The sequence below is a fragment of the Streptomyces sp. S.PB5 genome, assembly GCF_030403745.1.
Taxonomy (GTDB): domain Bacteria; phylum Actinomycetota; class Actinomycetes; order Streptomycetales; family Streptomycetaceae; genus Streptomyces.
In genome coordinates this window covers 720048-734449 of the sequence record NZ_JAQMWP010000001.1, presented here as the reverse complement: position 1 = coordinate 734449, position 14402 = coordinate 720048, and the positions used below count along the sequence as shown (strand labels likewise).

The following is a 14402-nucleotide window of genomic DNA, read 5'->3' as shown; positions in this document are numbered from 1 at the left end:
GCCGATGGATCTCGCCTTCACCGAGGAAGAGGAGGCCTTCCGGGCGGAGGCCCGCGCCTGGCTGAGCGCCCACGTCCCCGCGGAGCCCCTCCCCTCCCTGGAGACGGCGGAGGGCTTCGCGGCCCACCGCGGGTGGGAGGCCGAACTGGCAGCGGACCGCTGGTCGGTGGTCGACTGGCCGGCGGAGTACGGCGGCCGGGACGCGGGGCTGGTCCGCTGGCTGCTCTTCGAGGAGGAGTACTACGCCGCCGGGGCGCCGGGCCGTGTCAACCAGAACGGCATCAGCCTGCTCGCCCCGACCCTCTTCGACCACGGCACACGGGAACAACGCGCGCGTGTGCTGCCGCCGATGGCCGTCGGCGAGGTGATCTGGGCGCAGGCGTGGTCGGAGCCGGAGGCGGGTTCGGACCTGGCGTCCCTGCGCTCGAAGGCGGTCCGTACGGACGGCGGCTGGCTGCTGAGCGGCCAGAAGACGTGGTCGTCGCGGGCGGCGTTCGCGGACCGCGCGTTCGGCCTGTTCCGCAGCGATCCAAAGACTCCGAAGCCCCACCAGGGCCTGACGTACCTGATGTTCGACCTGACCGCGCCCGGCGTGACGGTCCGCCCGATCGCCCGCCTCGACGGCAAGCCGGCCTTCGCGGAACTCTTCCTGGACGAGGTGTTCGTACCGGACGAGGACGTGATCGGCGAGCCGGGCCAGGGCTGGCGGATCGCGATGTCGACCGCGGGCAACGAACGCGGCCTGAAGCTGCGCTCACCCGGCCGTTTCCTGGCGGCGGCGACCCGGCTCCACGCGCTCTGGAGGGAGAAGGGCAGCCCGGTGGAGCCGGCAACCCGCGTGGCCGACGCCCTCATCGGCGCCCGCGCCTACCAGCTCTTCACCCACGCGGCCGCCTCCCGCTTCCTCGACGGCGAGTCCCTGGGCCCGGAGTCCAGCCTCAACAAGGTCTTCTGGTCGCAGTACGACATCGCCCTGACGGAGACGGCCCTCGATCTCCTGGGCCCCGAGGGTGAGTTGGCGGACACCGACTGGTCCGAGCGTTACGTCTTCTCCCTCGCCGGCCCCATCTACGCGGGCACCAACGAGATCCAGCGCGACATCATCGCCGAGCGCCTGCTCGGCCTGCCGAAAGGACGCCGCTGATGCGGTTCCTGATCGACGCCGAACAGCGGGCGTTCACGGCCTCCCTGGACGCGATGCTGACGGCGGCGGACACTCCGGCGGTGATACGGGAGTGGAGCCGCGGGGAGCATACGAGCGGACGGGCGTTGTGGTCCCGTGTCGCGCAGGCCGGGGTGTTCGCACTGGCGGTGCCGGAGGCGTACGAGGGCCTGGGGCTGCGCCCGGTGGAACTCACGCTCGCCTTCGTCGAGTTGGGCAGGCATGCGGTCCCCGGCCCGCTGGCGGAGACGGTGGCGGCGGCGGTGCTGCTGGCGGGCCTTGACGACCAGGGCCCGGCGAAGCGCCTGTTGCCGGCGCTGGCCTCGGGCGAGTCACTGGCGACCTTGGCCATCGGGCCGTACGCACTCGACGCGGACGTGACGGAGGTGCGCCTCAGCCTGTCGACGCCCGAACTCCGTCTCGCTCCCCCACCGTCGAGCCCGCCCTCCCCCTCCCTCGACCCCGCCCGCCGCCTCTTCCCCGCCACCCCCCACCAGGGCGAACTCCTCGCCACCGATCCACCGTCCCTGTCCTCAGCCCTCCAGCTGGCCCGCCTCACCACCGCCGCCCAAGCCCTCGGCGTCGGACTCGCACTCCTCGACCGGACCGTCGCCCACGTGAAACAGCGCACCCAGTTCGGCGCCCCCATAGGCTCGTTCCAGGCGGTCAAGCACCGGCTCGCCGACGCGAGGATCGCCCTGGAATTCGCCCGCCCCCTGCTCCTGGGCGCCGCCCTGACCATGACGGAGGAGGACATCGCCGCCGCGAAGGTCACCGCCTGCGAGGCCGCGTACGCCACCGCCCGCACCGCACTCCAGCTGCACGGCGCGATCGGCTACACCGCCGAGTACGACCTGTCGCTGTGGCTGACCAAGGCCCGCGCCCTGCGCACCGCCTGGGGCACCCCCGACGAGTGCCGGACCACCGTCCTCCTCAGTGGTGATCGCCGCTGGTGACCTCCCGGTACTCCGCCACCGTCGGCTTCGCGATCCGTGTCTCCGGCCCGAACATCACCCGGGCCAGCCGAGCCCGCAGCTTCATGGAGGCGGTCACCGGCCGCCGCACCCCGTTCGCGTCGACGAGCGGCCCGATCTCGTACGGCGGGTTCTGCTCGTGCTGGGTGAGCGTGTGCAGGACCTCCTGCGCCAGGGGTTCGTGGATCTCGACGTACTCGCCGTGCGGCAGCCGTTTGATCGTGCCGGTCTCCCGCCCGTGCAGCACCTTGTCCCGGTCCCGCCGCTGAAGCCCCAGACAGATCCGCTTCGTCACGATGAACGCGAGCACCGGCACCACGAACACCGAGATCCGTACGAACCATGTGATCGCGTTGATGGACAGATGCAGATGCGTGGCCACGATGTCGTTGCCGCCACCGATCAGCAGCACCACGTACAGGCTCAGCCAGGCCACCCCAAGGCCCGTCCGCACCGGCACGTTGCGCGGCCGGTCCAGGATGTGGTGCTCGCGTTTGTCACCGGTGATCCACGCCTCGACGAAGGGATACACACCGAGGGCGAGCAGGATCAGCGGGAAGAGAGCGAAGGGGATGAAGACGCCCAACTGGAGCGTGTGGCCCCAGGCGTTGATCTCCCATCCCGGCATCACCCGGATCAGCCCCTCGGAGAAGCCGAGGTACCAGTCCGGTTGAGCGCCGGTGGTCACGAGGTCCGCCCGGTACGGCCCGAACGCCCACACGGGGTTGATCTGGGCGATCCCGCCCATCACCGCCAGCACCCCGAAGACGAGGAAGAAGAAGCCGCCCGCCTTCGCCATGTACACCGGCAGGAAGGGCATACCGACGACCGTCTTCTGGTCCCGGCCGGGCCCCGGATACTGCGTGTGCTTGTGGTAGAAGACCAGGATCAGATGCGCGACCACCAGCCCCAGCATGATCCCGGGCAGCAGCAGGACATGGACGGGGAACAGCCGCGGGATGATGTCGTCGCCCGGGAACTCCCCGCCGAACAGGAAGAACGACAGATACGTCCCCACGATCGGCACCGACAGGATCGCCCCCTGGGCGAAGCGGATACCGGTGCCGGAGAGCAGGTCGTCGGGGAGGGAGTAGCCGGTCAGGCCGGTGATGATGCCGAGCATCAACAGGGTCCAGCCGAACACCCAGTTGAGCTCGCGCGGCTTGCGGAAGGCGCCCGTGAAGAACACCCGCATCATGTGCACGAGCATCCCGGTGACGAAGACCAGCGCCGCCCAGTGATGGATCTGCCGGATCAGCAGCCCACCGCGCACATCGAAGCTGATGTCCAGCGTGGACTCGAACGCCCGGGTCATCACTACCCCGTTGAGGGGCTCGTACGAGCCGTTGTAGACGACCTCGACACCGCTGGGCTCGAAGAACAGGGTGAGATAGATCCCGGTGAGGATCAGCACGATGAAGCTGTAGAGGCAGACCTCGCCGAGCATGAACGACCAGTGGTCCGGAAAGACCTTGCGCATATTGGCCTTGGCCAGCGCATACAGCCCCAGCCGTCCGTCCGCCCAGTCGGCGAGCTTCTCCCCACCCCCGCGGGCGTCCCCCCGGCTCCGCCCCCGCGGCTCGTTCCCCGATCGTGCGCCGTCCATACGTCGTCGCCTCCCCGTCGGATCAGCCCAGCGTGGCACGGCGCCACGGCTAAGCCAACGGGGCGAGCAGCCTCGTGAGCGACTGCCGCGAACCCTCCAGCGTCGCGATCCGCTCCTCGATCCCCTGGAGCTGCTCCAGCAGCATCGGCGTCAGGCAGGGCTCGACCTCCGCCTCGCTGCCGCAGACGCAGTCCAGCACCTCACGGATCACCCGGGTGGGCAGCCCGGCGTCGAGGAGGACGCGGATCCGACGTACGACCAGGGGCGCGCCGGCGTCGTACACCCGCTGTCCGCCGGCGGTACGCCCGGCATCCAGGAGCCCCTGCTCCTCGTAGTACCGCAGCAGCCGTACGCTCACGCCGGTCTCGCGGGCAAGCTCCCCGATCTTCAACGTGATCCCCCTCACATCCACTTGAAGCTCACATCCATGTGAGCTCCTAGCGTCACAGCCATGACGAACACGACGGTATTCCGGCTCGGCGGCGACCTCGACGTACGGCGGATCGGCTACGGCGCGATGCGCCTGGCGAACGCCCCGCACGAGCGCTCCGGCATGACGGCCCCCATCTGGACCGCGCCCACGGACCGCGCGGAGTCGGTCGCCCTGCTGCGCAAGGCGGTCGAGCTCGGCGTGAACTTCTTCGACACCGCCGACGCCTACGCCCTCGGCGCCAACGAGGAGTTGCTGGCGGAGGCCCTGCGCCCGCACCGCGACGAGGTGGTGATCGGCACGAAGGCGGGCGTGCTCCGCCCGAGCCCGGCGGAGTGGATCACGCACGGCCACCCGGCCTATCTGCGCCAGCAGGCCGAGTTGAGCCTGCGCCGCCTGCGCACCGACCGCATCGACCTCTTCACCCTGCACCGCATCGACCCCGACTACCCCCTCGCCGACCAGATCGGCGCGCTCAAGCGGCTCCAGGAGGAGGGCAAGGTCCGGCACATCGGGCTGTCCGAGGTGACCGTGCAGGACCTCACGGCCGCCGAGGCGATCGCCCCGATCGCGAGTGTGCAGAACCTCTACAACCTCGCCGAGCGCGGCCATGACCCGGTGATCGACCACACGGCGGAACGCGGGATCGCCTTCGTGCCGTACTTCCCGGTCAGCACCGGCGACCACGGTCCGCTGCCGGAGATCGCCGCCGAACTGGACGCGACCGCCTCCCAGTTGTCGCTGGCCTGGCTGCTGCACCGCGCGCCGAACGTGATCCCGATCCCCGGCACGTCCTCCCCCGCCCATCTGGCGGAGAACTTCGCGGCCCTCGAACTCACCCTCACGGACGACCAGTTCAAGCGCCTGGCGGGATGATCCCCTCGGCCCGCGCCGCCACCAGCCACTTCGGGAACTCCCCGACGATCCGGTCGTACAACTCGGCGTCGGACACCTTCCGCGGCTCGGCCCCCGCATGGAAGAACCCGGCGTTGTCGACCACGCGCTTGTCCGGCACGGACAGTTCGTCGAGCTTGCGCAGATAGTCGAACTGCTTGCTCCGCGCGTCCCCGAACCCGATGAACTGCCAGAACAGCGGCAGTCTGGCCGCCTTGCACAAGTACCGTTCCGCGGCGAGCTTGTTGATGGGTCCGCCGTCGGTCTGGAAGACGACGAGGGCCGGTTCGCGGGAGCCGCTGTCGAGATAGTGGTCGATGACGGCGTCCATGGCGAGGTGGTAGCTGGTCTTGCCCATGTGCCCGAGCCCGGCCACGATCCGCTCGATCCGCCCCTGGTGGTCGGCGAGGGCGATCTCGGTCTCGGCGTCCACATCGGTCGAGAAGAACACCACCGGCACGGTGCCGTCGTCGTCGAGGTGCGCCGAGAGACCGAGCACCCGGTCGGCGAGGGCCTGCACACTGCCGTCCTTGTAGTACGGCTTCATGGACCCGGAGTAGTCGACGACGAGGTAGACCGCGGCCCGCAGCCCGTCCAGCCCGTGCTTCTGCAGGGACACCCCCGCGGTCTTGTACAGGCTGACCAGCGCGGGCGCGGTCTCCTCGACCTTACGGAGACTGATCGCTGCCATATGTTCCCCCACTCTCGCTCTTGTCACAGCCATTGGCTATTTTGTTCGCCGCCGTCCCCACCGGCTCACTGATCGTCCCATCCCCGAGGAGCCGGCCGTGGAGTCCGAGTCCACCGTCACCACGTGCTACCGCCATCCCAAGGTGGAGTCGTACGTCCGCTGCACCCGCTGCGACCGGTACATCTGCCCGGCCTGTATGCGGGAGGCGGCCGTCGGCCACCAGTGCCCGGAGTGCGTGAAGGAGGGCGCGCGGTCGATCCGCCAGGCCCGGACGGTCGTCGGCGGCCGGGTGTCGGCGGTGCCGCTGGTGACGTACGTGCTGATCGGGCTGATCGTCCTGGTGTACATCGGTGAGGTGATACGTCCGGAGATCGTCGACCGGTTCGCGATGCTGACCGCGCGGCTGGTGGGACCGGACGGCGGCCATTACGTCTACCAGTCCTCCTACCCGTCGGACTTCCATGCGGAGGGCGTGGTGGCGGGCCAGTGGGAGCGGCTGCTGACCAGCGGTTTCCTGCACGCGGAGCCCACTGAGGGAACATTTGGCCTGCTGCATGTCGTGATGAACACGGCCGCGCTCTGGCAGCTCGGCCGGGCCGTGGAGCCGTTGCTGGGCCGGGTCCGCTTTCTGGCGCTGTATCTGCTGTCCACGGTCGGCGGGTCCGTCCTGGAGCTGCTGCTGACGGACCCGAACGACACCTCCCTCGGCGCCTCGGGGGCAATCTTCGGCCTGGGCGCGGCGTACTACGTCCTGGCCCGGCGCGGCGGCTCGGACATGCAGGCGGTCAACCGTTTCATGGCGTTCCTGCTGCTGTGGCTGGTGGCCTCCGCGACCTTCACCTCCTGGCAGGGGCACCTCGGCGGCCTGCTCACCGGTGGCGCGGTCACGCTGGCCTACGCGTACGCTCCCCGGGGACCGCGGCAGGGTCTGATCCAGGCGGCCACGTGCGTGGCGCTGCTGGCGCTGCTCGTGGCCGTGTCGATCGCGAAGTACCTGGAGCTGACCCAGTGAGACGAGCCGGTGTCCTGCTGTTCGCGGCCGTGCCCGTCGCCCTCACGGCAGCGGTCTACGTCCTCTCCCCCTCAAACTCCGCGGACGCCCCGGCGAAGCCGCTCGTGTCCGCCTCGCAGCCGGCCCGCGAGGAGGCCAGGAGCCGCGCCGAGGAGAAGCGGGCGGCGGACGAGAAAGCGATCGCCGCGCTGCCGCCCGGACTGTCCGACCCCGACAAGAAGGAGCTGGCCCAGCAGATCGTGGCCAGCGCCGAGAACTCCACGCTCGACTGGCAGACCGCGTACGGCTACATCGAGGACATCGGGGACGGCCAGGGCTACACGGCCGGAATCATCGGCTTCTGCACCGGCACCCACGATCTGCTCACCCTGGTCGAGCGCTACACCGAGGCCCACCCGGGCAACGGGCTCGCCCGCTACATCCCCGCCCTGCGCAAGGTGGACGGCACCGACTCCCACGAGGGCCTGGACCCCGGTTTCACCAAGGCGTGGAAGGCGGAGGCAAAGGTCGAGGCCTTCCAGGACGCCCAGGACGAGGAGCGCGACCGCGTCTACTTCAACCCCGCGGTCCGCCTGGCCAAGCTCGACGGCCTGGGCAACCTGGGTCAGTTCATCTACTACGACGCCATGGTCTTCCACGGCCCCGGCACCAACCCGACCAGCTTCTACGGGCTGCGCGAACGGGCCCTCCACGAGGCGGACCTGCCCTCCGAGGGCGGCTCCGAGAAGGCGTATCTCGACATCTTCCTGGATGTCCGCAAGAAGGCCATGCAGAAGCGGAAGGCGGACATCGACACCTCCCGCATCGACACGGCCCAGCGGCGGTTCCTCCACAACGGCAACCTGGACCTGGAGACACCGCTGACATGGGCGGTGTACGGCGACACGTACCAAGTCCCTTAGCCGGTCCCCCACTTCTCCCGCAGCACCTTCTCCGCCGGCTTCCCGTGCGGTGTGTACGCCAGCTTCGCGGGCGTCTCCCCGCTTGCCGGCCAGTCGTCCCACATCCACCAGCACACCCCGGCCCACCAGCGGCGGCCGGTGAAGGTCTCCAGCAACGCCCGGTAGGCGGCGGCCTGTTCGCCGTACCCGGTGCGGCCGCTGATGTCCCAGGCGTACGGCGCGGTCGTCGAGCCGCGCTGGCTGACGTAACCGGCCTCGGTGAACAGGATGCGCCGGTCCTGGCGGCGGGCGAACGCGGCGAGTTCCCGGGCGATCGGCTTCCAGGCGCGCCGCAGCCGTGCGGTGTCCTCGGTCGGCTGCTCGGACAGCGGCCAGTAGGCGTCGATGCCGATGAGGTCGAGCTCCTTCCAGAAGCGGATCTTCGAGTACTCGTCGTAGTTGGCGGCGTACGTCAGCGGGCCGTCGTAGTGGTCTCGGACGGTGTCGACGGTCCGGGTCCAGGCCGCGGTGTCGCCGGAGACCCCGGCGAGTTCGGTGCCCACGGCGAACTGTTCGGCGCCGGTGTCGGCGGAGAGAGCGGCGTAGTGGGTGATGAAGCGGCGGTACGAGGTGAACCAGGCGGCCCGGTCACGGGGGTCGATCTCGGCGCGGTCGCCGTCGCCGGGCAGGTCGACGTGCGGCTTGATCATCACCTTGAGGCCGCGCGCGTGGGCGCGGCGCACGATCCGGCGCAGGCTCGTGTCGCTCGCGGTCTCCTCGGTGGGGCGCATGACGGTGTCGGTGCGCCGCTTCTGGTACCAGGTCGGGGTGAGGGTGACCCAGCGGGCCCCGGTGGCCCGGATGCCGCGCAGATAGCGGTCGGCGGCGGGGCTGTCGTAGTCGGTGCGGTACCAGGAGGGCAGGGTGATGCCGCGCATGACCGGGGCCGGCTCCCTGCCATCGGTGGCATCCGGGGTGGATCCGGTGACCGTGCAGCCGCTCGCGGCGAGGAGGGCCGCCACCGCGGCTGCGGTGACGACCCTCCTGCTCATGACCGATGTGCTCACAGGCTCGCCGGGCTGACGAAGGTGTAGCCCAGGGCCTCGATGCCGTCGATGGTCTCCTTGAGGGGCTGGGTCGGGAAGTACGGGTGGTAGAAGAAGCTGGCGAACCCGTCCCGGACCGCGAGGTTGGCCTTGGCCGAGGCGATCAGGTCGGCCGGCAGCCTCGGCGGATGGTTGTTGTAGGCGTCCGGCTCGTAGTTGCCGATGTTCTCCGGCAGCACCTTGGTGCCGTACACGTCATTGACGACGTACGGGAAGAACTGGCCGATGAACACGTTGGGTCCGGCGGAGTTGCCGCTGAGGGTTCCGGAGAAGTACAGCGAACGCTCCAGGCGGGCGTTGAAGTTGGCGCTGAAGACCTTGTAGTCGGTGGCCGAGCCCGCGTAGTGCGGGGTGGTCCACAGCGTCGGCTTCGGCAGGCCCGCGGCGGTGAAGGCGGCCAGCGCGCTGTTCACGCGGCCCTGGGCCCAGGCGGTGGAGTCCCCGGCGACCGGTCCGTCGTAGACGACGTTGTCGGCGGCGTCGACATGGGCCCGGTAGAACTCGAAGTCGTCGCCGGTGACCCCGTTGTAGGGGTTGGCGACATTGTCGTACTGGTGGGTGTAGCCGTGGTTCATCAGGACCGCGCCCCTGGCCAGCATGTACTTCAGGGCGCTGACGACCTGCGGCCGCTGGGCGAGTGTCACCGTCTCCGGGACCCCGTTGTTGTAGGTGCCGTTGGGGTCGGTGTAGACGGGGATCACGTTGATGCCGTACGCGATGTTCTCGGCCTGCAACAGGTCGGCCATGGCCCGTAGTTCGGAGGGTTCCGAGTTGGGGCTGATGTCCTCCAGGCGCAGCAGTGCGCGGTGCCGTTCGGTGGTGGCCGGGGCGAGGGCGTCGAAGAGGAGGTCCTCCAGGACGATGATGCGGTCGCTCTCGGAGACGTACGCGAACGGGATCTCACCGATGTAGGTGAGGTTGGAGGAGCGGACCGCCCATCCGAAGGTGTGGCCGTTGGAGCTGTCCAGACCCTCCGCGACCCTGGTGACCGCGGGATAGCCGGGGCCGGTGAGGACGTTGGGGCGCAGCACACCACCGTCCTGGCCCGCGGGGATCTTCCGGGTGAGTGCCTGGTTCTTGTACGTCACCTGTGTCACGGTGCCGATCGAACCACCGTCCTCGTAGTACGACGTCGTCGGGTCCCAGCCGTACTTCTGGGTGAACTGGGCTACGCCGAGCGCGTTGGCCATGTTCCAGATGTTGGCGCCCATCCAGATCACGGGCTTGGTCGTGGTGGACGCGTCCTGGTAGAAGGCGGCCGGGACGGCGTCGGGGGTGTCGCAGCAGTAGTAGGTGGAGCCGATGTAGATCACGGCCGTGTACGACTCGACCATGCCGGCGGTGTACTGCTGGACCGGTTTCGCGGTGACGGTACCGAAGTGGCCTGCGAGGTTGGCCGCGGCCATGGCGTACAGCTCGCCCAACTGACCGTAGGGGCCCGCCGTGTCGTAGAGCACGAGTGTGGTCGGGTCGGCCGCGGCGGCGACGTCCGCCCGGAGCAGGGCGGCGGCCTGCCGGGTCACCGCCGCGGCGGTGCCGACCGGGAAGCCGGTGGCCGTCGACAGCGTGGTGGCGGCGGGCTTCTGCCGTTGTTCGGAGTGGCGGGCCCGGTCGGCCTTGAGCTGGGCCTTGGCCCAGCCCTTGAGGTCGACGCGGTTCAGTCCGGACTTTCCGGCGACGTTCTCGTGGCCGGGCCGGTCCCCGCCCGGAGCGGCCTGGGCGCCGGCGGCGAGGAAGGTGCCGCTGAGCAGAGCGGCGACGAGCAGCAGGAGCACGGAAAACCTGGGGATTCCCCGCCTCCGGGCACGGGTCAGTGGTCTTGCGATCAGTGGTCTCACGATCATTCCCCCCACTTTGCCAATCCTTGGCAAAGGCTTTTCGTAACAGGAAGTCACCGATTCTTATGACGGTCACGAAGGGTGTCAATGGTCCGAAGGGTGAATTCCTGGAGTACCAGGAGACCCGGTATGAAGATCGGACATGTCGTTTTTCCGGATACTCTTCAGACGCGCCCCCGACCTCTGCTACGTTCCTGTTTCGCGCGATGGGGACGCGCTGTTAAATGTGTGGGGGGACAATGTATGGACGACCCGCCCTGGGGGCACTGCTGCCTCTTGCAGGGGCGATGGCCGCGCCAGAAGCCGTGCCGGGGCTACCTTTGGCCAAGGCCCTGCAGGCCACGGCCGGTGCCGGATTCCTGTTCTATTGCCTGACAGCCTGTCTGATTCTGCTCGCCCGGATACGGCTGCGCCGACAAGCGACAAAGGCGCAGGTGGGCACGCGGGAGCAGTCATGATCACCGAACTGCTCCTGTGGGCCAGCATCACTTTGATCATCATGGCGGGCTGCTACAACACAAGCCTCTTTCTACTGTCGAGACGCAGAATTCGCCGTTCTCGAACCGACCGGAAAGAACGGTTCTACGTTTTCCTCCTGGCCTGCCTCAACGAGGAGAAAGTGCTTTCCGAAAGCCTGGCGCGCATCACCTCGCTGCCCGCCCGGAATTACATGGCACTGGTCATCGACGACGGCTCGGACGACCGCACCTCGGAGATCGCCCTGGCCTCCGATCCGGCCGTGGTCCGGTTGCACCGGCGCACTCCGCCGAACGCCCGGAAAGGGAAAGGTGCAGCACTCAACGACGGCGTACGTCACCTGCGGGAATCCGGTCTGCTCGCCGGTTACGACCCCGCGGATGTGGTGCTCTGCGTGGTCGACGCGGACGGCCGCCTCGATCCGCATGTCGTGCAGTCCGTCGATCCGTACTTCGACGATCCGGGCACCGGCGCGGTCCAGGTCTGCGTCCGCATGTACAACCGGCACCTCGGACTGCTGGCCCGTATGCAGGACATGGAGTTCGTCGTCTACGGCGACGTCTTCCAGAGCGCCCGCCGCTTCATCGGCAGCGTGGGCATGGGCGGCAACGGTCAGTTCATGCGGCTGTCGGCGCTCAACACCCTTGACGGGGACGGCCCCTGGAGCGACAGCCTCACCGAGGACCTCGACCTCGGGGTGCGGCTGATCGCCAAGGGCTGGACCAACCAGCACTGCACCACCGCCGCGGTCTCCCAGCAGGCCGTGCTCAGCCTCAGGCGCCTGATCCGCCAGCGCTCCCGCTGGTTCCAGGGCCACCTGCAGTCCTCCGGACTCGTCCCGCTCATCCTCAGGGACGTGCCCACCAGAGCCGCGATCGATCTGCTCTACCACCTCTCCAGCCCGGTGCTGATCCTGCTCACCTCGCTGCTGCCGCTGTCCTTCCTCGTCGCCGTCGGCGCCACCACCGTGGCCTCCGTCCAGGCAGGCCACGCTCTCGTCTCGCCCATGTGGCTGCTGGGCCCGTATCTGCTCTCGTTCACCGCCGCCTACGCGTACGGCTTCGTGTACGCCAAGCGGGAGCGGGAGCTGGGCCTGGTGCGCTCGGTACTGCTCGCCCATGTCTTCGTCTTCTACGGCTACATCTGGTTCGCGGCCGGCTGGTGGGGGTTCTGGCGGATGCTCACCGGCCAGCGGGGCTGGCTGAAGACCGCGCGCACCTGATGTGACCGCGCACATGACGTAACGACGTCTTTCTCTCAACACCTCTCTCATCACCTCTCTCATCACCCTCGACGTGGTCGCCGCGCCGATCACGCATGCCCAAGGGGGGCACCCATGTCCACACACCCGTCAGCCGTGCCCGTACGCGCCATGCTCGTGCTCGGCACCCGGCCGGAGGCGATCAAACTCGCGCCGGTGGCCCGGGCTATGGCCGAAAGTCCACAGTTCGAGCCGGTCGTCGTCACCACCGGCCAGCACCGCGAGATGCTCCACCAGATGCTCGGCATGCTCTGCGTCGACGTACGCGTCGCCCTCGACGTGATGCGCACCCGGCAGCAACTGTCCGATCTCACCGCCCGGTTGGTCGGCGACCTCGGCGACGCGATGCGGGAGCAGCGGCCGGACCTGGTCGTGGTGCAGGGGGACACCACGACCGCGCTGGCCGGCGCGCTCGCCGCCTTCTACGAGAAGATCCCGGTCGCCCATGTCGAGGCCGGACTGCGCACCGGCGTCATCGACAACCCGTTCCCGGAGGAGCTCAACCGCAGCCTCATCGGCCGGATCGCCCGCTGGCACTTCGCCCCGACCGAGGCCGCGGCCCGGCATCTGACCGACGAGGGCGTCGCCAAGGAGCAGGTGTTCACCACCGGCAACACGGTGATCGACAACCTGCTGTGGGTACTGTCCGAGGGCACCGGCGCCTCCGCGTTCCGCACCGCCGCCAAGCGGATCCTCGTCACCCTGCACCGCCGGGAGAACCAGGGCGAGCGGATGCGCGGCATGGGCCGGGCGCTGACCCGGCTGGCCCGGCGCGGGGACGTGGAGATCGTGCTGCCGCTGCACAAGAGCCCGGCCGTACGGGACGTGTTACTGCCCGAGCTCGACGGCCACGAGGGCATCTCGCTCGTCGAGCCACTCGGCTATCTGGACTTCGCGGCCACCCTCGCCGAGTGCGACCTGGTCCTCACCGACTCCGGCGGCATCCAGGAGGAGGCCCCGAGCCTCAGCAAGCCCTCGCTGGTGCTGCGGACCACCACCGAGCGGCCCGAGGCGGTCGAGGCCGGGGCGGCCCGGCTGATCGGCACCGACCCGGAGGCCATCGTGACCTGGGCGGAGCGGCTGCTGGACGATCCGGTGGAGTACCGGAGGATGGCGGGCGCGGGCAATCCGTTCGGCGACGGCACGGCCGCGCGCCGGATCCTGGCCCAACTGGCCGAGGACTTCGCCGCCGATGTCCCGGTCGGGCTGACGGCATCCGGGCCATACTCGACCACATGACCCCGTCACTCCTGCGCTCGCGCCGACGGATTCCCCTGATTCCACAGGGACTTCGCACGGGACCTCGGTCGTCTCCGCCGCAGCTGCCGTCGGGGCCGGGGCGCAGGAGTCGGATCCTGGCCGGTGTCGCACTGGCTCTCGCGCTGACGGTCGTCCTGTCCGTCACACTGAGCCAGTGCGACTCGGACCCCGCTCCACCGCAGGTGGTTCCCTGGGCCGACGGCTCCACCCACGGCCGCTGGACCTCGGTGTTCAACGGCCACGGCACCAACACCGGCGACGACGACTCGCTGACCCTGTCCCCGATGCCCGCCGAGGACCCGGGCACCACCCATGCCGGGCTCGTCGTCAGCACCGCGTCCTACGCCGACGTACGGTTCGAGGCGCGGATGCGGACGGTGGAGCAGCTGCGGTCGCCGAAGCCGAACCCGTGGGAAGTGCCCTGGCTGGTCTGGGCGTACACCGACCCCGAGCACTTCTACTACATCGCCCTCAAGCCGAACGGCTGGGAGCTCGGCAAGCGGGACCCGGCGTATCCGGGCGGGCAGCGGTTCCTGGCCACGGGGCACGAGGAGTACCCGGTGGGCGACTGGTCCTCCGTCCGAGTGGAACAGAAGGCGGCGGCGCTCACCGTACAGGTGGACGGAGAGGAGCTCGTCACCTTCACCGACACCGAACGCCCTTATCTCCAGGGCAGGGTGGGCGCCTACACCGAGGACGCCACAGTCAAGTTCGAAGGCCTCGACGCCTCCTGAGCATGCGACAGCGCCTGCCATCCGTCCGGTCGGGGACGAGGAAGGCAGGCGCGGTCACTGTTCCGTACGCCTTTGT

Annotated in this window: 13 protein-coding genes; 8 read left to right on the top strand and 5 right to left on the bottom strand. The window is 69.2% G+C overall.

Features of this window, described 5'->3' with window-relative positions:
- Positions 1–4 precede the first annotated feature (4 nt).
- Both PH203_RS03295 and PH203_RS03290 read left to right on the top strand, forming a co-directional pair.
- Positions 5–1144: an acyl-CoA dehydrogenase family protein gene (locus tag PH203_RS03295; RefSeq protein WP_289915833.1), complete on the top strand. Its 1140-nt coding sequence runs from the start codon at positions 5–7 to the stop codon at positions 1142–1144.
- Positions 1144–2118: an acyl-CoA dehydrogenase family protein gene (locus tag PH203_RS03290; RefSeq protein ID WP_289915830.1), complete on the top strand. Its 975-nt coding sequence runs from the start codon at positions 1144–1146 to the stop codon at positions 2116–2118. The genes PH203_RS03295 and PH203_RS03290 overlap by 1 nt, the downstream gene beginning before the upstream one ends.
- Here the strand turns inward: PH203_RS03290 and PH203_RS03285 are convergent.
- Both PH203_RS03285 and PH203_RS03280 read right to left on the bottom strand, forming a co-directional pair.
- Positions 2096–3742 carry a cytochrome bc complex cytochrome b subunit gene (locus PH203_RS03285; protein WP_289915827.1) on the bottom strand — a complete coding sequence of 549 codons (1647 nt, stop codon included), beginning with the start codon at positions 3740–3742 and terminating at the stop codon, positions 2096–2098. The two genes, PH203_RS03290 and PH203_RS03285, sit on opposite strands and share 23 nt — an antisense overlap.
- 49 nt (positions 3743–3791) lie before the next feature.
- Positions 3792–4133 carry a MerR family transcriptional regulator gene (locus tag PH203_RS03280; protein ID WP_289915826.1) on the bottom strand — a complete coding sequence of 114 codons (342 nt, stop codon included), beginning with the start codon at positions 4131–4133 and terminating at the stop codon, positions 3792–3794.
- Positions 4134–4193: 60 nt separating this feature from the next.
- Between PH203_RS03280 and PH203_RS03275 the strand changes: the two genes are divergently transcribed.
- Positions 4194–5048 carry an aldo/keto reductase gene (locus tag PH203_RS03275; protein ID WP_289915824.1) on the top strand — a complete coding sequence of 285 codons (855 nt, stop codon included), beginning with the start codon at positions 4194–4196 and terminating at the stop codon, positions 5046–5048.
- On the opposite strand, the gene PH203_RS03270 is transcribed toward PH203_RS03275, so the two are convergent.
- Entirely contained in the window at positions 5029–5757 is a 729-nt protein-coding gene (locus PH203_RS03270; RefSeq protein ID WP_289915821.1) for a VWA domain-containing protein, read from the bottom strand. The two genes, PH203_RS03275 and PH203_RS03270, sit on opposite strands and share 20 nt — an antisense overlap.
- A gap of 97 nt (positions 5758–5854) precedes the next feature.
- Between PH203_RS03270 and PH203_RS03265 the strand changes: the two genes are divergently transcribed.
- A complete protein-coding gene (locus PH203_RS03265; protein ID WP_289915820.1) occupies positions 5855–6769 on the top strand; it encodes a rhomboid family intramembrane serine protease in 915 nt (304 codons plus the stop codon).
- On the top strand, positions 6766–7671 hold the full coding sequence (locus PH203_RS03260; protein WP_289915817.1) for a chitosanase: 906 nt from the start codon (positions 6766–6768) through the stop codon (positions 7669–7671). The genes PH203_RS03265 and PH203_RS03260 overlap by 4 nt, the downstream gene beginning before the upstream one ends.
- Here the strand turns inward: PH203_RS03260 and PH203_RS03255 are convergent.
- Positions 7668–8702, bottom strand: coding sequence for a hypothetical protein (locus PH203_RS03255; RefSeq protein WP_289915815.1), 1035 nt, complete (start codon positions 8700–8702; stop codon positions 7668–7670). The two genes, PH203_RS03260 and PH203_RS03255, sit on opposite strands and share 4 nt — an antisense overlap.
- A gap of 11 nt (positions 8703–8713) precedes the next feature.
- Positions 8714–10531 (bottom strand): polysaccharide deacetylase family protein, encoded by a 1818-nt coding sequence (locus PH203_RS03250; RefSeq protein WP_289915814.1) that lies wholly within the window; start codon positions 10529–10531, stop codon positions 8714–8716.
- Between the two features lie 517 nt (positions 10532–11048).
- Between PH203_RS03250 and PH203_RS03245 the strand changes: the two genes are divergently transcribed.
- From PH203_RS03245 to PH203_RS03235, 3 genes are all read left to right on the top strand, one after another.
- Complete coding sequence (locus PH203_RS03245) at positions 11049–12293, top strand: glycosyltransferase family 2 protein (protein ID WP_289915812.1); 1245 nt, start codon at positions 11049–11051, stop codon at positions 12291–12293.
- A gap of 114 nt (positions 12294–12407) precedes the next feature.
- A complete protein-coding gene (gene wecB / locus PH203_RS03240; protein WP_289915811.1) occupies positions 12408–13571 on the top strand; it encodes a UDP-N-acetylglucosamine 2-epimerase (non-hydrolyzing) in 1164 nt (387 codons plus the stop codon).
- Positions 13568–14326 carry a family 16 glycoside hydrolase gene (locus tag PH203_RS03235; RefSeq protein ID WP_289915810.1) on the top strand — a complete coding sequence of 253 codons (759 nt, stop codon included), beginning with the start codon at positions 13568–13570 and terminating at the stop codon, positions 14324–14326. The genes wecB and PH203_RS03235 overlap by 4 nt, the downstream gene beginning before the upstream one ends.
- Positions 14327–14402: the final 76 nt, after the last annotated feature.